The 19,132-nt window shown below is 59.0% G+C and carries 18 protein-coding genes; 2 read left to right on the top strand and 16 right to left on the bottom strand.

The genetic code is table 11. The annotated features are described in order from the left end of the window. Nucleotides 1-11: 11 nt before the first annotated feature. Genes AC07UI_RS08065 through AC07UI_RS08090 form a run of 6 tightly spaced genes read right to left on the bottom strand, consistent with a single transcriptional unit; the run spans nucleotide 12 to nucleotide 7,279 of the window. Nucleotides 12-1,409: a sigma-54-dependent transcriptional regulator gene (locus AC07UI_RS08065; RefSeq protein WP_494991984.1), complete on the bottom strand. Its 1,398-nt coding sequence runs from the start codon at nucleotides 1,407-1,409 to the stop codon at nucleotides 12-14. Then, nucleotides 1,399-3,171 (bottom strand): sensor histidine kinase, encoded by a 1,773-nt coding sequence (locus AC07UI_RS08070; RefSeq protein WP_494991985.1) that lies wholly within the window; start codon nucleotides 3,169-3,171, stop codon nucleotides 1,399-1,401. The genes AC07UI_RS08065 and AC07UI_RS08070 overlap by 11 nt, the downstream gene beginning before the upstream one ends. Continuing rightward, nucleotides 3,171-4,295 carry a GNAT family N-acetyltransferase gene (locus AC07UI_RS08075; protein ID WP_494991986.1) on the bottom strand — a complete coding sequence of 375 codons (1,125 nt, stop codon included), beginning with the start codon at nucleotides 4,293-4,295 and terminating at the stop codon, nucleotides 3,171-3,173. Before AC07UI_RS08075 ends, AC07UI_RS08070 begins: the two co-directional genes overlap by 1 nt. Before the next feature lie 14 nt (nucleotides 4,296-4,309). After that, complete coding sequence (locus AC07UI_RS08080; RefSeq protein ID WP_494991987.1) at nucleotides 4,310-5,185, bottom strand: alpha/beta hydrolase; 876 nt, start codon at nucleotides 5,183-5,185, stop codon at nucleotides 4,310-4,312. Then, nucleotides 5,182-6,576: an aspartate aminotransferase family protein gene (locus AC07UI_RS08085; RefSeq protein ID WP_494991988.1), complete on the bottom strand. Its 1,395-nt coding sequence runs from the start codon at nucleotides 6,574-6,576 to the stop codon at nucleotides 5,182-5,184. The genes AC07UI_RS08080 and AC07UI_RS08085 overlap by 4 nt, the downstream gene beginning before the upstream one ends. Next, nucleotides 6,569-7,279 carry an HAD-IB family phosphatase gene (locus AC07UI_RS08090; protein ID WP_494991989.1) on the bottom strand — a complete coding sequence of 237 codons (711 nt, stop codon included), beginning with the start codon at nucleotides 7,277-7,279 and terminating at the stop codon, nucleotides 6,569-6,571. The genes AC07UI_RS08085 and AC07UI_RS08090 overlap by 8 nt, the downstream gene beginning before the upstream one ends. A 216-nt stretch (nucleotides 7,280-7,495) precedes the next feature. Between AC07UI_RS08090 and AC07UI_RS08095 the strand changes: the two genes are divergently transcribed. Continuing rightward, entirely contained in the window at nucleotides 7,496-8,263 is a 768-nt protein-coding gene (locus AC07UI_RS08095; protein WP_494991990.1) for a MipA/OmpV family protein, read from the top strand. 163 nt (nucleotides 8,264-8,426) lie between these two features. Here AC07UI_RS08095 and AC07UI_RS08100 read toward each other — a convergent pair whose 3' ends face one another. The 9 genes from AC07UI_RS08100 to glpD form a co-directional block, all read right to left on the bottom strand. Next, nucleotides 8,427-8,756 carry a GlpM family protein gene (locus tag AC07UI_RS08100; RefSeq protein ID WP_494992145.1) on the bottom strand — a complete coding sequence of 110 codons (330 nt, stop codon included), beginning with the start codon at nucleotides 8,754-8,756 and terminating at the stop codon, nucleotides 8,427-8,429. Between the two features lie 30 nt (nucleotides 8,757-8,786). Beyond that, nucleotides 8,787-10,112 carry a two-component response regulator AauR gene (aauR, locus tag AC07UI_RS08105; protein ID WP_494991991.1) on the bottom strand — a complete coding sequence of 442 codons (1,326 nt, stop codon included), beginning with the start codon at nucleotides 10,110-10,112 and terminating at the stop codon, nucleotides 8,787-8,789. Further along, the gene (aauS, locus tag AC07UI_RS08110; RefSeq protein WP_494991992.1) at nucleotides 10,109-12,010 is read right to left on the bottom strand and encodes a two-component sensor histidine kinase AauS; all 1,902 of its coding nucleotides are present in this window, start codon (nucleotides 12,008-12,010) and stop codon (nucleotides 10,109-10,111) included. Before aauS ends, aauR begins: the two co-directional genes overlap by 4 nt. A gap of 143 nt (nucleotides 12,011-12,153) precedes the next feature. After that, the gene (locus AC07UI_RS08115; RefSeq protein WP_494991993.1) at nucleotides 12,154-12,888 is read right to left on the bottom strand and encodes an amino acid ABC transporter ATP-binding protein; all 735 of its coding nucleotides are present in this window, start codon (nucleotides 12,886-12,888) and stop codon (nucleotides 12,154-12,156) included. Continuing rightward, complete coding sequence (locus tag AC07UI_RS08120) at nucleotides 12,885-13,553, bottom strand: amino acid ABC transporter permease (RefSeq protein ID WP_494992146.1); 669 nt, start codon at nucleotides 13,551-13,553, stop codon at nucleotides 12,885-12,887. The genes AC07UI_RS08115 and AC07UI_RS08120 overlap by 4 nt, the downstream gene beginning before the upstream one ends. Then, complete coding sequence (locus tag AC07UI_RS08125) at nucleotides 13,550-14,296, bottom strand: amino acid ABC transporter permease (RefSeq protein ID WP_494991994.1); 747 nt, start codon at nucleotides 14,294-14,296, stop codon at nucleotides 13,550-13,552. The genes AC07UI_RS08120 and AC07UI_RS08125 overlap by 4 nt, the downstream gene beginning before the upstream one ends. Before the next feature lie 193 nt (nucleotides 14,297-14,489). Then, on the bottom strand, nucleotides 14,490-15,404 hold the full coding sequence (locus AC07UI_RS08130; protein WP_494991995.1) for a glutamate/aspartate ABC transporter substrate-binding protein: 915 nt from the start codon (nucleotides 15,402-15,404) through the stop codon (nucleotides 14,490-14,492). Between the two features lie 172 nt (nucleotides 15,405-15,576). Then, a complete protein-coding gene (locus AC07UI_RS08135) occupies nucleotides 15,577-15,837 on the bottom strand; it encodes a hypothetical protein (RefSeq protein WP_494991996.1) in 261 nt (86 codons plus the stop codon). Between the two features lie 14 nt (nucleotides 15,838-15,851). Continuing rightward, entirely contained in the window at nucleotides 15,852-17,390 is a 1,539-nt protein-coding gene (glpD, locus tag AC07UI_RS08140) for a glycerol-3-phosphate dehydrogenase (protein WP_494991997.1), read from the bottom strand. 571 nt (nucleotides 17,391-17,961) lie between these two features. On the opposite strand from glpD, the gene AC07UI_RS08145 reads away from it, so the two are divergent. Beyond that, a complete protein-coding gene (locus AC07UI_RS08145) occupies nucleotides 17,962-18,234 on the top strand; it encodes a hypothetical protein (RefSeq protein WP_494991998.1) in 273 nt (90 codons plus the stop codon). A 103-nt stretch (nucleotides 18,235-18,337) separates the two neighbouring features. Here AC07UI_RS08145 and AC07UI_RS08150 read toward each other — a convergent pair whose 3' ends face one another. Then, nucleotides 18,338-19,093: a DeoR/GlpR family transcriptional regulator gene (locus tag AC07UI_RS08150; protein ID WP_494991999.1), complete on the bottom strand. Its 756-nt coding sequence runs from the start codon at nucleotides 19,091-19,093 to the stop codon at nucleotides 18,338-18,340. Nucleotides 19,094-19,132: the final 39 nt, after the last annotated feature.

The following is a 19,132-nucleotide window of genomic DNA, read 5'->3' on the forward strand; positions in this document are numbered from 1 at the left end:
CGGAATGCCGCTCAGCGCACGATCTTGTCCACATGAATCCCGAGCTTCTTCAACCGGTACCAGAAACTGCGCTCGGAGATGCCGATCAGCTGCGCAGCGGCGGCCTGTACGCCGTTGCTCTGTTGCAGGGCGGCGAGGATGTAGTTCTTTTCCACTTCGGCCAGCGCTGCGTCCAGATCCTCAGGCACGCCGGTACCCTCGCTGAGAATCGCGCTGGCGCCGCTGCTGGAGGGTTGTGAGGCGAACAGATAGGCCGGCAGATCGCTGTCTTCGATGATGCTGCCGCAGGCAACGATGGTCGCGCGCTCCACGCAGTTTTGCAGTTCGCGGATATTCCCAGGCCAGGCGTAATTGGTCATGACCTGCAGCGCGCGCGGGCTGAAGCCGGTGATGCGTTTGCCAGCGGTGGCACCCAGGGTGTGGGCGAAATGGCGGGCCAGCGGCGCGATATCTTCGACCCGTTCGCGCAGGGCGGGCAGCGGGATAGGGAACACGTTCAGACGGTAGTAGAGGTCTTCGCGAAACTCTTTATTGGCCACCGCTTCCAGCAGGTTTTTGTTGGTGGCGGCGATGACCCGCACATCGACCTTGCGCTCGCGCGGGTCGCCCACCGGCTCGATCACGCGCTCCTGCAAGGCCCGCAGGATTTTCGCTTGCAAGGCCAGGGGCATGTCGCCAACTTCATCGAGGAACAGCGTGCCCGTGTCGGCCTGCATGAAGCGCCCCACGCGATCGGTCACGGCGCCGGTAAAGGCGCCTTTGCGATGGCCGAACATTTCGCTTTCCAGCAGGCCTTCCGGGATGGCCGCGCAGTTGACCGCGACAAAGGGTCTGTCGGCACGGTTGCCGTGTTTATGGATGGCCCGGGCAACCATTTCCTTGCCGGTACCGCTTTCACCGGTCAGCAGGATCGTAGCGTTGCTTTCTCGCACAGAGTCCACTGCTTGCAGTACTCGGCGAAAGGTCGAGCTGTTACCCACCAGGCTGTCGATCTGCTGGTGTTCGTCGAGCTCGGCGCGCATGCGCTGGTTGTCTTTGAGGATGTCGCGAAACTGCAAGGCTTTGCTGACGGTGATGTCCAGTTCGTCTATGTCGAACGGTTTGGCGATGTAGTCGAAGGCGCCATTGCGCATCGACTGCACGGCGTTTTTTACCGTGCTGTAAGCGGTCATGACGATCACTGGCAGTTGCGGAAAGCGTACTTTGATTTCCGCCAGCAACTGCGGCCCGTCCATGCCGGGCATGCGCCAGTCGCTGATCACCAGGTCGATGTCCTCCTGTTCAAGCACAGCCAGGGCGTGCAGGCCGTTGCCAGCGGTGAACACTTGAATGCCGTTCTGGTTCAGGGCTGAAGACAACAGGTCACAGAGCTTGGGCTCGTCGTCGACCACCAGAATATTATGCGTCATCGTTGTCCTCACCGCTGTCTTCGCCGTTGGCCGGAATGTACAGGCTGAAGGTGGAGCCGGCATCTTTTTCGCTGACGCATTCGATACGGCCGTCGTGGTTTTCCATGATCGAGAAGACTTTTGCCAGGCCAAGGCCGGTGCCGGTGGCCTTGGTGGTCACAAACGGGGTGAAAATACGTTCGATCATATCCGGTTCGATGCCTTGGCCGGTATCGGCAACACTGATGATTGTCTCTTCCTTGTCTGTGGCAATGCCCAGGGTCAAACGACCGCCTGCGGGCATGGCGTCGATGGCGTTGAGGATCAGGTTCAGGCAGGCCTGTTTGAGTTGCCGTGCATCGGCGTAGACGGTCGCGCCGGGTGCCTGATCGTCGATCCGTGCATCGATGTTATGGGTCGCCAGTTCCGGCGCGCAAAAACCGATCAGATCTTCCACCAACGGCCGGGCCAGCAGGGTCGAGCGTATCGGTGCGCTGGGTTTGGCAAAGTCGAGAAACTCGGTGATCAGGTCGTTGATCCGGCTGACTTCGCTGACCACATATTCCAGATGACGTTTGTCGGTCTCGGGCAGGTCCGCGCGGCGGTGCAATAACTGGGTCGCGGTCTTGATGATACCCAGCGGGTTGCGAATTTCATGGGCCAGGCCCATCGCCACTTCGCCAAGGGCGTGCAGGCGATCACGGCGGCGCAGCTGCGCTTCCAGATGGTGAAGTTCTCCGAGGCGTTCGGTCATGTGGTTGAAGGTACTGCTCAGTTCGGCCAGTTCGTCGCTGCCAGTGACGGCTAACCGTTGGCGATAATCGCCAGCGGTTACTGCCCGAACCCCCTCGGAGAGGCCGCGTAGCGGTCGGGTCAGACGCTGTGATACCAGCCAGCCAGCGCCCAGTGACAGGGCGCTCGCAATCACGAAAATCAGGATGAAAAGGTTACTTTGATTGACCAGCCCGACCAGGCTGGTGTGGCGTAGCAACCCGCTGAAGATAACACCCTGCAGTTCGCCGTGGTCGTTGAGAATCGGCCAGTAAAGTCCACTGACGCGGCTGGTGAACTGTTCGCTGGGTAGTTTGGTTTGACGTATGTTCGCCTCGATGTTGCTCGGTACTTGAGAGGGGTGATCCTCGAAGCGTTGGGTCGAGAATATCTCGGAGAACCCGTTGGCGTTGGACAGGTACAAGCGCAGGTCGAGGGAGTGAACGTCCGCCACACTGTTCAGGAAGCTGCTGTCCAGATAGCTGGCAACCAGCAGTTGGTAGTCTGCGCCGTCCTGATTGGTGTGGAAAACAGAGACCACCGCGCCAAAGAGGTCGCCATTTACTTTGAGTGTTTGCAATACCGCATTGGGCTCGGTGCTGAGTTGCGCGGTGATCTCATCGGGAACGGTGGAAAATACCACTTTGTGATCGCTCTCGCGGATCAGTGCGACTACGTCGATACCCATGGCGTCGGCAATATCTACCGTCAATTTGTCATGTTTGGCCGCTGAGCGCGAAGACGGCGGTCTGGTATAGCGAAGGAACAGTTGGGCGACCCGCGCATTGCTTCGCAGGATTTCTCCTATTTCGTCCTTGACGATCTTGGTCGACTCCTGCAACCAGATCCGCACGTTGCTATCGAAAATCTCTGACAGGGTCGTCGCCGCGAGTTCGGCAGCGATCATCGTCGGTACCACGCTGACCAGCCAGAACGCCAGGACCAGTTTGCGCTGGACGCTCCAGCGTGAAATGGCAAAGGGGCGTGAGGTACGGCGGTTTTTTCTGGTCATCAGGTTTCGCTTATCGCAGCAGCCATGGCGGGGTCGGATCGATCCGGTCGGACAAACGGTTTCACCAGTTTCAGCATTGTGTTGAGCAGCCAGTTGCGATGGCGGAAGAACAGCATGTTGCCCTGAAACTCACAGCCAAGCCGCAGCTTATTGGCGTAAGCGGCCTGGCCGCACTCATACAGTGGGATATTGTGTTGAATACAGTAGCCGACATTGGCCAGCCAACTACGCAAATACAGGTTGTGCTCACGACTGGATTCGATGTCGTGGGCGAAAAGCTTGTCGATCAGGCGTTGCTGGTCAATCAGTATCAGGTTGAACGCCACTAACTGCTCGTCGACCCAATACAGCACACAGGCCGCACGATCTTCGAGTTGTTTGAGGATGCCAGTGAAGTAGCGCGCCGGTAACCGCTCGATCTGCTGATCGCTGCGCGCCAGTGTCGCTTCGTACAACTGCATTATGCTCGGCAGAACGTCGTCAATGGAGCGCCGCCATTCGATCCGTGGCCCGGGGGCGCGAAGCTTGCGCCGCAGGTCCTTGCGGGTGGATTTGCCCAGAGATCCCAGGTACGCGTCGATCGAGCCGTATGGCACCGGTAGAAGCGCTGTCGGAAGGCTTGGCATCGCTTGAAAACCTGCCGCAAGGCAACTGGCGGCCCATTGCTCATCGTGACTGGGTGCATCTTTCACGGCCAGCAGGCCGATACCGAAACTATCGGCATCGCGGCGGGCCGAGCTGAGTAATTGCTCCAGCAAGGCTTGACGTCGATGCGCTGCAACATGGCTGGCGGTCCCGGCATTGCACCGCTCGGCCACAGGCGAGCCGATGACATAGAGGCGCAATTGCAGAATGCCCGGCCATAGTTGTTCCAGGCGTTCGGTGAAACGCTTGCCCACCCCTTGAACTCTAGTGCCGAGTCGATACCTGGTCATGAACGCTGGCGCCACGGCCAGTAGCGTCGAGCCCTCGTACAGGGCCAGGTAGCGCCACTGAAAGTCCTCTATTCCGGCATTCTCTACGGCAGCGTAATAATCCCAACCCTCCAGAGCATCCGGAAAGCAATCATTCCAGGCACTGCGCTCGATGGCCTGGATGGTCGAGAAGGCTTGGGCGGTGATCACGTCTTTTCCTTAAGTTACGCCAGCTGCCGATACTCTTCGCGCTCGGTCGGTTTCATGGAAAGCTGTTGGACAAAATCCGCACTCAGATCCACAACGCGGCGGTACTCCAGGTCGACCGTGATCATGTGATAGCAGTTGTCCAGCAGGACCTTGGTGACCGGGCCGCCGAGATGGCGTTCGACGTAATCGGCGTTCCAGCGGCTGGTGATATCGTCCTCTATGGAGTGCAGCACCAGGGCCGGTGTTTTGATCGACGGCATGCGCTTCTTGACCACGGCATTCATCCGGTGCAATTCGCGCACGGTGACACCTTCCATGGTCAACAGCCCGGCATTGCTGCTTTCGCCGTCTTTCATCTGACGTTCGACGATCGCTCGTAGACGCTCGTTCTTGATGCCATAGGGCGGCTTCTCTTCGAAGCTGCAGATGTGCACGCCAAACGGAATCTTCATCAACAAGGGGGTCAGGAACGCCAGCTTGTGGATGCTCCAGCCGTCGTAGCGCAGGGTGGTTGAGTACATCAGCAGGCCGCTGACCTGCCCCGGATGCTCGGAGGCGACGTACATGGACATGACCGCGCCCATGGACAGACCACCGACGAACACCTTTTCATGCCGCTGGCGTATGCCCACGAACGTCTTGCGTACACCTTCGTACCAGTCCTGCCAGCCAGTGGCTTGCAGGTCGGCATTGTCACCGCAGTGCCCGGCCAGGGTTGGCACGTATACCGTGCAACCCGATTTGGCCAAGCCGATGGCAACCCGACGCAACTCCGTCGGGGTGCCGGTCAGGCCGTGGATCAACAACACCGCGACCTCACCACTGCCGAGAACGAAACCGGCGCTACCTTCGCCGAGATCGATCTCGTCTTTTGAAACAGCGGGATTCATCGTTTCATGGCTCGGGCAAGCAGGCGGTCGAGCAGAGCAATACCCAGATCGATTTCCTCGTAGCTGATTTCCAGCGACGGGGCCAGGGTGATGACGTTCTTGTAGTAGCCGCCCACATCGAGAATCAGGCCCAGACGTTTGCCGTCGATTTCGATGTCGCCCTTCATGCCTTCCTCAACCATGAAGTCCAGGGTGGCCTTGTCCGGAGTGAAGCCGTCCGGACCGCAGATTTCGCAGCGCAGTGCCAGGCCCAGGCCGTCGACGTCGCCGATGATCGGGTAGCGCTTCTGCAGGTCCTGCAGACCGTCCAGGAAGTATTTGCCCTTGGCCATGACCATCGCACCGTAGTCGACTTCGCTGGTCATCTTGAACATTTCCAGGCCCACCGCCGTACCCAGCGGGTTGGAGGCGAAGGTGGAGTGAGTCGAACCTGGCGGGAAAACCTTCGGGTTGATCAGCTCTTCGCGAGCCCAGATGCCGCCCAGTGGGTTGAGGCCGTTGGTCAGTGCCTTACCGAAGACGATCACGTCCGGTTTGACGTCGAAGTGCTCGATCGACCACAGCTTGCCGGTGCGCCAGAAACCCATCTGGATTTCGTCGACCACCATCAGGATGCCGTGCTGATCCAGCACTTGCTTGAGCTCGCTGTAGAAGTTCATCGGCGGGATCACGTAGCCGCCGGTGCCCTGGATCGGCTCGACGTAGAAGGCTGCGTATTCGCACTGGCCGGTTTTCGGGTCCCAGACGCCGTTGTATTCGGTTTCGAACAGACGGGCGAACTGCTGCACGCAGTGGCTGCCGTATTCTTCCTTGGTCATGCCTTTAGGACCACGGAAGTGGTACGGGAACGGGATGAAGTTGGCGCGCTCGCCGAAGTGACCGTAGCGGCGACGGTAGCGGAAGCTCGAGGTGATCGACGATGCACCCAGGGTACGGCCGTGGTAGCCGCCTTCGAAGGCGAACATCAGGCTCTTGCCGTTGCTGGCGTTACGCACGACTTTGAGCGAGTCCTCGATGGACTGCGAACCGCCGACGTTGAAGTGCACGCGACCGTCCAGGCCAAACTTGTTCTTGGCATCGACCGCGATCATTTCCGACAGCTCGATCTTGCCTTTGTGCAGGTATTGGCTGGCGATCTGCGGCAGGGTGTCGATCTGTTGTTTCAGGGCGTTGTTCAGGCGCGGGTTGGCGTAACCGAAGTTGACCGCCGAGTACCACATTTGCAGGTCGAGGTAGGCCTGGTCGCTGGTGTCCCACACGTAGGAACCTTCGCAACGGCTGAAGATGCGTGGCGGTTCGATGTAGTGAACGGTGTCGCCGTAGGAGCAGTACTTGGCTTCTTTTTCCAGAAGAATCTGGTCTTCTGCGGTCGCGATTCGAATATCAGACATGATGGAAGAGTTCCTGTGTTTCGGAAGAGTGTTCAAGTGTGAAGGTGGTGGCGTTGGCGGCGCTGGCCGCTGGCAGTTTGGCCAGCAATGCAGGCAGTTCGGCGAAGCTGTCAAAGCGGGCGTAGGCAATGCCGTTGCGCTCGCAGTGTTCGGCCAGACGATCCTTGGCGAAAACGAAGTCGGCGCTGGAGGCCACGCACATGTCGGACTGGCCGTCACCGATCACCAGCACGCGCTTGCTGCTGGGGGTGGATTTGCATTTGCAATTGCCGGAGGCGGCGCGGCAGGCGTCGCTCGAATACGGGAAGTCGATGCGCCAGCTGTTGTGGTCGACCTGGCGCAGACGGTTGGCCAGGATCGGCAACAGGCTGACGTAGTTGCGCGCCAGAATCCGTGCGATGCCTTGCTCAATGCCGTCGCTGACCACTTCGATGGACGCGCCGAGGCCGATCACGTGGTCGACGAAGTCCGGGAAGTCAGGGTCGATTTCGATCGTGTCGAAATACGCCAGCAGCTCGGCAGGCGTGGCCTTGACCAGCGCCAGTTGGCGGCTCAGACATTCGCGCGAGCCGATGTGACCGTCCAGCCATTCCTGCTCGATGCTTTCCCAGATCGGGTCGGCGAAGCGTTCAAGGATGTTGTCGATCGCGTCGGTGCGGGATATGGTCCCGTCGAAATCACACACGATATGCCAGTCAATCATCTGCATTACCTATTTGCCAAGGGCGCGCTGTTGCGCTTGCCGGGGATAGAGCAGGGACTGTGCCAAGTGACCCTGGCCCATGGCTGGCGGGCTTTGGCCGGTAACCGGCAAGCTTGAAGCTACAATTTTTGTAGGTCTCTACAAAAAACATGAGTGCTTGCGCGCCGATGCCGCTCTGGGGATTGATGCACGCATGTATAGATAAGGAATCGTTCCATGTTCAGGGTTTTCACTGCTTTATTGGCCTGCCTGCTATGTCTTGGCGGCTTTTCGGTCAGCGCTCAGGCTGATGGCATTACCGGTGAGGCAGGGCTGGGCATCAGTTATCAACCCCATGACCCTAGTGGTAGTCGTTATGAAACGGCTCCGGTGCCGTATCTCGATCTGGACTGGGGGAATGTCAGCCTCAGCACTGACGATGGTTTGACCTGGAGTGCTTTCAAAGCCTCCGGTTTCAGGGCAGGTCCGTTTATCAATTACCTGCCGGGACGTAGCGCCAATGGCTCGATACAAGGGCTGCGCAATGTGCCGGATATGGCAGAGGTGGGCGGGTTCATCCAGTACAGTCCGCAAGATTTCTGGCGCGTGTTTGCCCAGGTCGGGCAGGCAGTGGGTGGCAACGGCGGGCAGGGCGGGCTGCTCGGACGCGTGGGTGGGGAGCTTGGCTATCCACTGGGTATGGGGATTATCGGCAGCAGCAACCTGACCGCGCACTTCGCCGATGGCCGGCAGACCCAGACCTTCTTTGGGGTCAGCGCCCAAGAGGCGCAGGCCTCGGGCATTCGCGAATACAACGCCAGTGGCGGTTTGCAGAACCTGGCGTTGACCCAAAGCCTGGATTTTCCTCTGGCGCAGCATTGGTCGCTGCTGACCAGTGCCAGCTGGATTCATCTCACGGGCTCAGCGGCGCAGAGCAGCATCGTTAAAGAAAAGGGCGACGCGAATCAGGGCGAAGCGCAAGTGGCAATCAGTTATAGATTCTGAAGGTGGCGGCGCTCTCGTAGCAGCAACTGTCTTCGGCTTCATCATTCATGAATGCAGGCCGAGCATGGGTTTGAGGGTAAATGCGAGGGCCGGGCCAGGGTGCAGGTCATTATGAAAACCTGTAGCAGCAACCGGTCGACGCTCGATTGCTCGCCAAGCGTTATCAGGCGTGAAACCGAACCCAAACACTCACCACCACCGTCGCCGCCATCAGCCACGCGACGGCTGCAACGGCCAACGACAACTCCAGGCGCAAACGATCGACCATCACATACAAGGTGGCCAGATAAATGAAGTAGGGAATGATCGACCACATGCCGAACACGATGGTGGTCTTCAGGTCGTCCACTGAGCGACCTTTGCCGACGATGTAGTGGGCGATCAGCGCAAAGGTCGGAAACAGTGGCACCAGCCCTGCGATGTAATAGTTTTTGGTCTTCGCCAGTGCCGCCAGAATAAGCACCACGGCGGCGCCCAATGTCGCCTTCAACAATAAATCCACAGTGTTCTCGCAGGTGTAGGGTTAGTGGCTCAAGCCGTATTTCTTGACCTTGTCGAACAACGTGGTCTTGGCCATGCCCAGTTCCAGGCTGGCCTGGGTCAGGTTGCCGCCGCTACGCTGCAAGGCATCGTTGAGCAGGTTACGCTCGAAGGCCTCGACCGCCTCGGCAAAACCCAGGCCTTGACTGACGCTGCTGCCGGATTTTTTGAACGCCGGCAGGCCGAGGGCAAAACGTTCGGCAACGTTACGTAACTCACGCACGTTGCCCGGCCAGTCATGACTCATCAGGTTCGACAGGGTCTGGTTGTCCAGCTCTGGCGCAGTGCGGTCAAAGCGCAGGGACGATTGCTGCAGGAAGTGTTCGAACAGTTGCAGGATGTCTTCACGGCGTTCGCGCAGCGGCGGCAGTTCCAGGGTCACCACGTTCAAGCGGTAATACAGGTCGCTGCGAAACTGGCTGGCCTTGCTCAATTCATCCAGATCTGACTTGGTCGCGGCAATCACCCGGCAGTCGACGGCGACGCTCTGGTTCGAGCCGAGACGTTCCAGGGTGCGCTCCTGCAATACCCGCAGCAGTTTGATCTGCAGGTTCAGCGGCATGCTTTCCACTTCGTCGAGAAACAGCGTGCCTTCGTGGGCATGTTCGATTTTACCGATCCGTCGTTTGCCGGCGCCGGTGAAGGCGTTGGCTTCGTGGCCGAAGATTTCGCTTTCGAACAGGTTCTCCGGCAGGCCGCCGCAGTTCAGCGCAACAAACTGCCGGGACTGACGGCGACTGAAGTCATGCAGGCAGCGCGCGACCAGTTCCTTGCCAGTTCCGGTCTCGCCTTCGATCAGCACATTGGCCGAGGTGTCGGCAACGTTGGCGATCAGCTCGCGCAGATTTTGCATGGCCGGCGAACGCCCGATGATCCGGCCTTCCAGTGAGTCGCGTTCGGCCAGCTGTCGACGCAGTGACCAGACTTCCCGAGCCAGGCTGCGCTGTTCCAGCGCACGCCGGGCCACGTCCACCAGACGCTCAGGGGAGAAGGGTTTCTCCATGAAGTCATAGGCGCCTTTTTGCATCGCGCCGACCGCCATGGAGATATCGCCATGGCCGGTGATCAGCACGACCGGCAGGCTGCGATCGCGGGCCTTGAGGCGGGTCAGCAGTTCCAGGCCATCGATGCCCGGCAGGCGAATATCGCTGATGACGATCCCGGCGAAATTGTCGCCGACTTGCGCCAGGGCTTCCTCGGCACTGCCGACGCCAATGCAGGGAATATCTTCCAGGGTCAGGGCTTGCTGGCAGCCGAGCAGGACATGGGGGTCGTCTTCGACGATCAGCACGGTAAGGTCGGTGTTCATAGCGGCTCGGCTTGAGTAGGGCTTACCAACGGTAAACTGAGGACGAAGGCGGTACCACCGCTGGCCGGGTGTTCGACGCCCAGATTGCCGCCAGTGGCAGCGGCCAGGCTCGCCGACAGGGTCAGGCCGAGGCCCAGTCCCTGTTCGCCAGGTTTGGTGGTGAAGAAAGGTTCGAACAAATGCTTGCGCGTCTCGGCGTCGATACCGTGGCCGTTATCGCGTACCCGCAGACGGTATTTGCCGTCGACGGTTTCACCTTCCAGCCATAATTCGGGCAACGGCTGCGCCTGCATGGCGTCCAGGGCGTTGCCGATCAGGTTGACCAGAATCTGTTCCAGACGGGTTTGATCGATTTGCACCTGTACATCGCTGAAACAGCGGTGCAGTTGCAGCTCGCTGTTTTCCAGGCGGCTGCCCAGTAACTGCAAGGCCGCGTCGACGGCTTTACCGAGGCTGGCCTGGCCCTGGTCATCGCCGCGACGGGCGAAGGAGCGCAAGCTGGCGGTGATGCGGCCCATGCGGTCGATCAGCTCGTTGATGGTTTTGAGGTTGGCACTGGCAGTGTCCAGCGCACCGCGCTCCAGGAAGCGCACGGTATTGCCCGAGAGGGTGCGCAGGGCTGCCAGCGGCTGGTTCAACTCGTGGGCGATGCTGGTGGACATCTGGCCGATGGCTGCCAGCTTTCCGGCTTGCACCAGTTCATCCTGGGCGCGACGCAAGGTTTCTTCGGCTTGTCGCCGTTCGCGTATCTGGCCCTTGAGGCGTTCGTTGCTGGCACGCAGGTCGGCCGTGCGTTCGGCGATCTTGCGCTCCAGCTGGTTGTTGGCTTCCTGCAAGGCTTCACGGGCAGCGAGGCGGGTGGCGATGACCTTGCGTCGTTCGTTCCAGGCAATCAGCAAAAACGCTAACAGGGCAAATGCCACGGCCACCAGAATCCCCTGGTTGATGGCTTCGCGTCGCAGGTCTTGCAGGGGCGTCAGCAGGGTGAAGTTCCACGGCGTATCGCTCAACGGACGAGTCTGCGACAGGTAGCTGATGTCCTTTTCATCCGACTCCAGTTCGGTGTTGGCGGGGAAAGTCAGTTTTTCCACGCCTTCGGCCAGGCGTTCGCGGGCCAGCGGTTGCAGTTCGTTGAGCGGGAACCAGTAATACTGCAGGCTGCGCGCCAGGCGTTCCTTGGTTTCATCACTGAGAGGGCGGACTGCCCTGAGCCGTCGCGCCGGGTCGCTGGAGAGGATGATGATGCCGTTTTCATCACTGACGAAGGCTTCCAGGCGCGCCCGCTGCCAGCGCTCCTCCATAGCTTCGAGGCGCACTTTGACCACCGCGACACCGATGATCTTGCCTTGCCGTTCCAGGCCGTGGGCCAGGTAGTAGCCGGGTTCGCCGTTGGTGCTGCCGATGCCGTAGAAGCGTCCCGGCTGACCGCGCACGGCGTTCTGGAAGTAGGCGCGGAAGGACAGGTCTTCGCCCAGGTAACTGTCGACATCGCGCCAGTTACTGGTGGCCAGTACGCGGCCAGTGGTGTCCATCACGTAAATGGCCCGACTGCGGCTGCGCCGGTTCAGGCCTTCGAGGTAATCATTGACCATCTGCCGGTGTTCGGGGGATGGCTCGGCCAGCAGCAGTGAGACACTGGATTCGAGTTCCAGCAGGCTGGGCAGGTAGGTGTATTTGCTGATCTCGCTTTCGACGGCGCGGGCGTGCAGTTCCAACTGACGCTCGCCGTTCTCGCTGAGGGTGCGAATCCCGTAGTGCTCGCTGGTCCAGAAGCCGATGTAACCCAGACCGATCATCAACAGGATGACCAGCGGTGGCAGGAACAGCTGGCGAATCAGGCGGGGTTTCACGGCGAGTGATGGCGGCGCGGCGCGATAGAGAGTTGGGTCGCATTTCATCACAGATGCCTTGGGTCAACCAGATGTAGGAGCGAGCTTGCTCGCGATAGCCGCGTAGCGGCGGGGTATCAGTCACCCCGGTTATCGTTGGCGTTCATCGCGAGCAAGCTCGCTCCTACAGGGGGTCGCGTATGCCTCGAAGATCAGTGCTGCAGAATCTTCTCTAGGAAGTGCTGGGCGCGGTCGGAGCGGGCGTTGATGTCACCGAAGAACTCTTCTTTGCGGCAGTCTTCGATGATCTGGCCCTGGTCCATGAAGATCACCCGGTCCGCCACTTTACGGGCGAAGCCCATTTCGTGGGTCACGCACATCATGGTCATGCCTTCGTGAGCCAGTTGCACCATCACGTCGAGTACTTCGTTGACCATTTCCGGGTCGAGCGCCGAGGTCGGTTCGTCGAACAGCATAACGATCGGGTCCATCGCCAGCGCACGGGCAATCGCCACACGCTGTTGCTGACCACCGGAGAGTTGGCCCGGGTGCTTGTGGGCGTGGGCGGAGAGGCCTACGCGCTCAAGCAGTTGCAGGCCTTTTTTGGTGGCTTCTTCCTTGCTGCGACCCAACACCTTGATCTGTGCGATGGTCAGGTTTTCGGTGATAGTCAGGTGCGGGAACAGTTCGAAATGCTGGAACACCATGCCAACGCGCGAGCGCAGTTTCGGCAGGTCGGTCTTCGGGTCGGCGATGGACGTGCCATCGACCACCACATCGCCTTTCTGGAACGGCTCCAGGGCATTGACGCATTTGATCAGGGTGGATTTGCCGGAGCCGGACGGCCCGCACACCACGATCACTTCGCCTTTTTTGACCTCAGTGCTGCAGTCAGTCAGTACCTGGAAGTCGCCATACCACTTGTTGACGTTCTTGATAGAGATCATACGGCAAACCTTTTTTGTAGACGCTTGACCAGCTGCGAGGCGGCAAAGCTGATTATAAAATACACCAGACCTGCGAAGACCAGGAACTCATTGGAGCGGCCGATGATGTCGCCACTGGCGCGCGAAGCATTGAGGAAATCCACCAGACCGACCGCGTAGACCAGCGAGGTGTCCTGAAACAGGATGATGCTCTGTTGCAGCAGCAGCGGGGTCATCTTGCGGAACGCTTGCGGCAGAATGATCAAACGCATCATCTGGCCATACGTCATGCCCAAGGCTTGGGCAGCGCCCATCTGGCCCTTGGGAATCGACTGCACGCCAGCCCGGACGATTTCGCAGAAGTAGGCCGCTTCGAACATCATGAAGGCCACGATGCACGAGGCGAACGCGCCGATCGGGGTGTCTTCGCCGGTGATCCAGCGCAGTACGAACGGCACCGCCAGGTAGAACCAGGTGATGACCAGCAGCAGCGGGATCGAGCGGAAGTAGTTAACGTAGGCGCCGGCAATGTTCGACAGCAGTTTACTGTGGGACAGGCGCATCAGCGCCAGGATTGTGCCGAGGATGATCCCGCCGCTGACGCCCAGGGCCATCAGCTTGAGGGTCATCACCATGCCGTTCCACAGGCCCGGTGTGGCCTGTACGATTCCACTGAAGTCCATTATTTACCCCCCACGGAAATCAGGCCGGGCACCGCGACTTTCTTCTCGACCATGCGCATCAGCAGCATCAGGCTCATGTTCAGCGTGAAGTAGATCAGGGTCGCCAGGGTGAAGGCTTCGAACAGGTTGGCGGAGAACTCGGCGGTCTGTTTGGTCTGCGCGAGCAGCTCCATCAGTCCGATCAGCGAGGCCACGGACGTGTTCTTGAAGACGTTGAGAAATTCCGAGGTGAGCGGCGGAATGATGATCCGGTAGGCCTGGGGCAGCAGCACATTCCAGTAGACCTGTGGCAGCTTGAAACCCATGGCACGGGCGGCTGATTCCTGGCCACGCGGCAGCGCCTGGATACCGGTACGCACTTGTTCGCAAACGCGAGCAGTGGTGAACAGGCCCAGGCAGACGACGACGCTGAGGAAGGCGGAGGTGGTCGGGTTCAGGTCCTGCTTGTACCAGTCCTGCAGGTTTTGCGGCAGTAGATCCGGTACCAGGAAGTACCAGATAAACAGCTGAACCAGCAGCGGCACGTTACGGAAGAGTTCCACGTAGCAGGTCGCGATGCCCGACACGACACGATTCGGTACGGTGCGCATGACGCCCAGAATCGAGCCCAGCAGCAGGGCGATGATCCAGGCCACGATGGCGATGGCGATGGTCCAGCCCAAACCGGTGAGGTACCAGTCGAGATAGGTCTCGCTGCCCACGCCGGTGGACTTGAAGAACACGCCCCAGTCCCAGTTGTAATTCATTAGGGTCTCCCCTCGGATTCAATCGATGTACAAGTGCCCGCCAGGGGAAGATCCATTCCCGCCCGACCTTGACGGTCAGGCACACACGAGCGGCTCGACAATCACCGGTTCGAGTGTTTCCAAAAATGCCAGCAGGGAGTGACAACCCCCTGAAAGGGCAGTGGCCCTCTCAGGAGATAAGGTTAGTCAGAAGTCAGGATTTCTTTTCGTCAGCCGCTTTGTCGGTCGGATTGGCGATCAGGGTCTTGAGCTCTTCGCTCATCGGGAACATCAGGTTCAGGTTCTTCGGCGGGATTGGCTGCATGAACCACTTTTCGTAGATCTTATTGATTTCGCCGGACTTGTAGGTCGCAACGATGGCGTCGTCGACAGCTTTCTTGAATGGCGCGTCGCCCTTGCGGACCATGCAGCCGTAGACTTCAAAGGACTGTGGAGTACCGGTCACGACCCAGTCGGTCGGCTTCTTGGCCTTGGCCATTTCACCTGCCAGCAAGGCGTCGTCCATCATGAAAGCAACGGCACGGCCCGTTTCCAGCATCTGGAAGGACTCGCCGTGGTCTTTGGCGGAGATAACGTTCATACCCATCTGCTTGTCGGCGTTCATCGACTTGAGGATACGCTCGGACGTGGTGCCAGCGGTGGTCACGACGTTCTTGCCTTTGAGGTCGGGGAAGTCTTTGTACGGCGAGTCTTTTTTCACCAGCAGCTTGGTACCGATTTCGAAGATGCCGACGGAGAAGTCAACTTGCTGCTGACGTTCGAGGTTGTTGGTGGTGGAGCCGCATTCCACGTCCACGGTGCCGTTCTGCACCAGCGGGATACGGGTTTGCGAGGTGACCAGGTTGTACTTGACGTTGAGGTTCGGCATGTCCAGGTCTTTTTTGATGGCTTCGACGATTTTCAGCTGAATATCGTGGGAGTAGCCGACCGGTTTGCCGGAAGCGTCTGCGATGTAGGAAAACGGAATGGAAGCGTCGCGATGTCCAAGGGTGATGGTGCCGGATTCTTTGATTTTCTTCAGTGTGCCGGTGAGTTCGGCTGCGAAAACTGGAGTGCTAATCAGAGCAACAGCGATAGCTGCGCCCAGAAGATGGGGAACGATACGCATCAAATTTTCCTCGACATTGTTTTTTTTATGAAGCCAGTTCATCGGCCTTTCTGTACTGCAAATACCTTGAGGGCTTCTGAAGTGTGGGCACATCAGGCATTCGTCCAAGAGTGTAGAGCATGACTCGTGCCAGACTGGTTTTAATTAGTCAGGCTGTTGATTTTAAAGATTATTATTTATTTAAGACGATGATTTTTCGGATGAAAAATCCGGCAAACCGAATCAGGCCATAAGGCGCGTTCGGAAAACCGAATGATTGATTGGCCTGTTTTTGATCGTTCCCACGCTCAGCGTGGTAACGCATCCAGTGACGCTCTGCGTGACAAGAACGGACGCGGAGCGTCCGGTCAGGCATTCCCACGCAGAGCGTGGGAACGATCTTGAAGCGGCTATGAAAACGCCCCTGAACCTTTCGGTTCAGGGGCGTTTTCATGCCCGGAAAAGCGATCAGGCCGCTTCGATTTTGCTGCGGTTCTGTTTGACCTTGTCCAGATACTGCTGCAATTGCTGCTGCTCTGCCTTGGTGGTGAACAGCCCCAGCTTGCTGCGGCGCCAAAGAATGTCCTGAGCGCTCACGGCCCATTCTTCGCTGCACAGGTAATCGACTTCGCGAGTGTAGAGGCCGCCACCGATGTGTTCACCCATGTCGCTCATGCTCTTCATGCCTTCCAGCAATCGCCAGGTGCGGCTGCCGTAGGTGGTGGCCCAGCGGCGGGAAATTTCAATCGGCAGCCAGTCGTACTGGTCGCGGATCAACGAGCTCAGCGCCTGCGGTGTGGTCATGTCCTCGCCGCCCGGCAGGGGGGCATGGGCGGTCCAGTCTGGCTTGATGTCTTTGAAATACGGTGCCAGTTGGGCCATCGCCGACTCGGCCAGTTTGCGGTAGGTGGTCAGCTTGCCGCCGAACACCGACAACAGCGGTGCTTGTTCAGTACTGCCCGACAGCGCCAGGGTGTAGTCGCGGGTGACGGCCGACGGGTTGTCGGATTCGTCGTTGCACAGCGGACGAACGCCGGAATAGCTGTGCAGGATGTCGTCGCGGCTGACTTGCTTCTTGAAGTGGGCGTTGACCACTTTGAGCAGGTAGTCGGTTTCACCTTCGGTGATCGCCACTTTGGCCGGATCACCTGTGTATTCGCGGTCGGTGGTGCCGATCAGAGTGAAGTGGTTGAGGTATGGAATGGTGAAGACGATGCGCTGATCTTCGTTTTGCAGAATGTGCGCGTGTTCGCCTTCATACAGCTTTGGCACGATCAGGTGGCTGCCCTGGATCAAGCGAATGCCGTACGGCGATTCCATCTTCAGGTCATCGCGGATGAACTTGGCGACCCACGGGCCGGCGGCGTTTACCAGCGCCTTGGCGCGGATCGAGAACAGGCTGCCATCAGCGCGTTCCAGCTGCAGGTGCCACAGGCCTTCGCTGCGACGGGCGCTGACACAGCGAGTCCGGGTGTAAACGTGGGCGCCTTTTTCGCGGGCGGCCATGGCATTCAGGACGACCAGGCGGGCGTCATCGACCCAGCAATCGGAGTATTCGAAGCCTTTGGTGATTTCGCTTTTCAGCGGGCTGTCAGGGCCAAACTTCAGGCTTTTGGAACCGGCGAGTTTTTCCCGCTTGCCCAGGTGGTCATAAAGGAACAGGCCGGCACGGATCATCCAGGCTGGACGCAGATGCGGGCGGTGCGGCAATACGAAACGCATCTGCTTGACGATGTGCGGGGCCTTGGCCAGCAGCACTTCGCGCTCGGCCAGGGCTTCGCGCACCAGGCGGAACTCGTAATGTTCGAGGTAGCGCAGGCCGCCGTGAATCAGCTTGCTGCTGGCGGACGAAGTGTGGCTGGCCAGGTCGTCCTTTTCGCAAAGGAACACCGACAGATCGCGACCGGCGGCATCAGCTGCAATCCCCACGCCGTTAATTCCACCGCCGATGACGGCGATATCGTAGACATCGGCAAGAGGAGGCATGGGCAAGGTAGAAGTGGGCATCGGCTGGCCTCAGGGGTCTCTTGGTATTTGAATTCGAACATTTGTGTTCGCTTTCGAAAATGGTAGCGCATAAACACAGGCGCAGCCAGCCAGCTTCGATTGAAAATACTGATCGAAGGACGCCAAAAGGAAAATTTTCGAACATTTAGACCACGGAGGGGCGCGCGAGCGGTCTATGTAGCGTAGGAGCTTGCTCGCCACAATTGACCGCGCTCCGCTGTAGGTCCTGCCGCAGGCTGCGATGTTTTTCGGGCCAGCACCGCACGTCCTGCACCCGCCTCGGAAATCCCACCACATCAACGCCTTGCACGGCCCGGAGGATGAAGCTTATAGTCCGCCGGTCGCCCATATGGCGATCGGGTTTGGCGACCCAGAGGATGATATGCAAAAGCTCTCTGCTTGCTTGCAGGCGTTTTTGCACCCGCAAGGCTGCTTTATGGTGGCTGTGCGCGGGAGACCTTCGGGTCTGCCGGTTACCATCCCCGGTTCGCCAACCTGCGTACAGCTGCCACCCTTTCGTTTGGCGACGATTGAGCGGTAGCTCTCTTCAATTCTGGATGGAGTTTTACCCATGAATCGATACATGCCAATCACCGGAGTCGACAACGACTTCCACGCCCTATTGATCGACACCGAAGCGCCCCTCGACGTACTGCACGAAACCGCTGACTACCGCATCCGCGCCGTGACCCAACTCCTGGAAAACCTCGCCATGCGCGAAGAGATCCACTCCGACACCGTGGTCCTGCACGACTTCGCCCGAGTCCTCGCTATCCCGCTACGCGACGGCTGCGATCTGCTGGACGTCATCGGACGGCGACTACGGGCGCAGATGGCACCATAAACAAAACGGGCAACCTCAGGGTCGTCCGTTCTTTTGATTGATTGCTGGGTGTGAGATCTGCCAATGATCGTTCCCACGCAGAGTGCGCCCGGTCTGTCGTGGCTTAAACCACTTCCAGCCGAATCTTGTGCTGACTCAGCAATTGCGCCAGCGCAGGCACTGGTGCCTGATCGGTGACCAGGCAATCGATCAGGCTGATCGGTCCCAATCGAACCATGGCGTTGCGGCCAAATTTACTGGAGTCGGCCGCCAGTATCACTTGGCGGGCATTGGCGATGATCGCTTGGGAAACCCGCACTTCCTGATAGTCGAAATCCAGCAGGCTGCCATCTTCATCGATGCCGCTGATACCGACCAGGGCGAAGTCGACCTTGAACTGATTGATGAAGTCGACGCTGGCCTGACCGACGACACCGCCGTCACGGCGCACATTGCCGCCAGCGAGCAGGACTTCGAAATCATCCTTGGCGCTGAGGATCGAGGCGACGTGCAGGTTGTTGGTGATCACCTTGAGCTGGGTGTGATTGAGCAGCGCCCGGGCGATGGATTCGGTGGTGGTGCCGATGTTTATGAATAGCGAGGCGTGATCGGGAATCTGCGCGGCGATGGCTTCGGCGATGCGTTGTTTCTCATCGCGCATTTGATCGGCACGCATGGCGTAGGCAGTGTTTTCTACGCTTGAATCGTAAGCTGCGCCGCCGTGATAGCGACGCAATAAATTCACTTCCGCCAATTGATTGATATCGCGGCGGATGGTCTGCGGTGTAACGACAAATAGCTGAGCCATTTCCTCTATGCTGACGTAACCGCGTTCGCGGACCAGCTCGAGGATTTGCTGCTGACGGGGAGGCAGATTCATGGGCTTCCTTGGGGCTGCCGTGCAAAATTTGCCCATGAT

The sequence above is a fragment of the Pseudomonas sp. GW821-FHT04C07 genome (assembly GCF_059420325.1).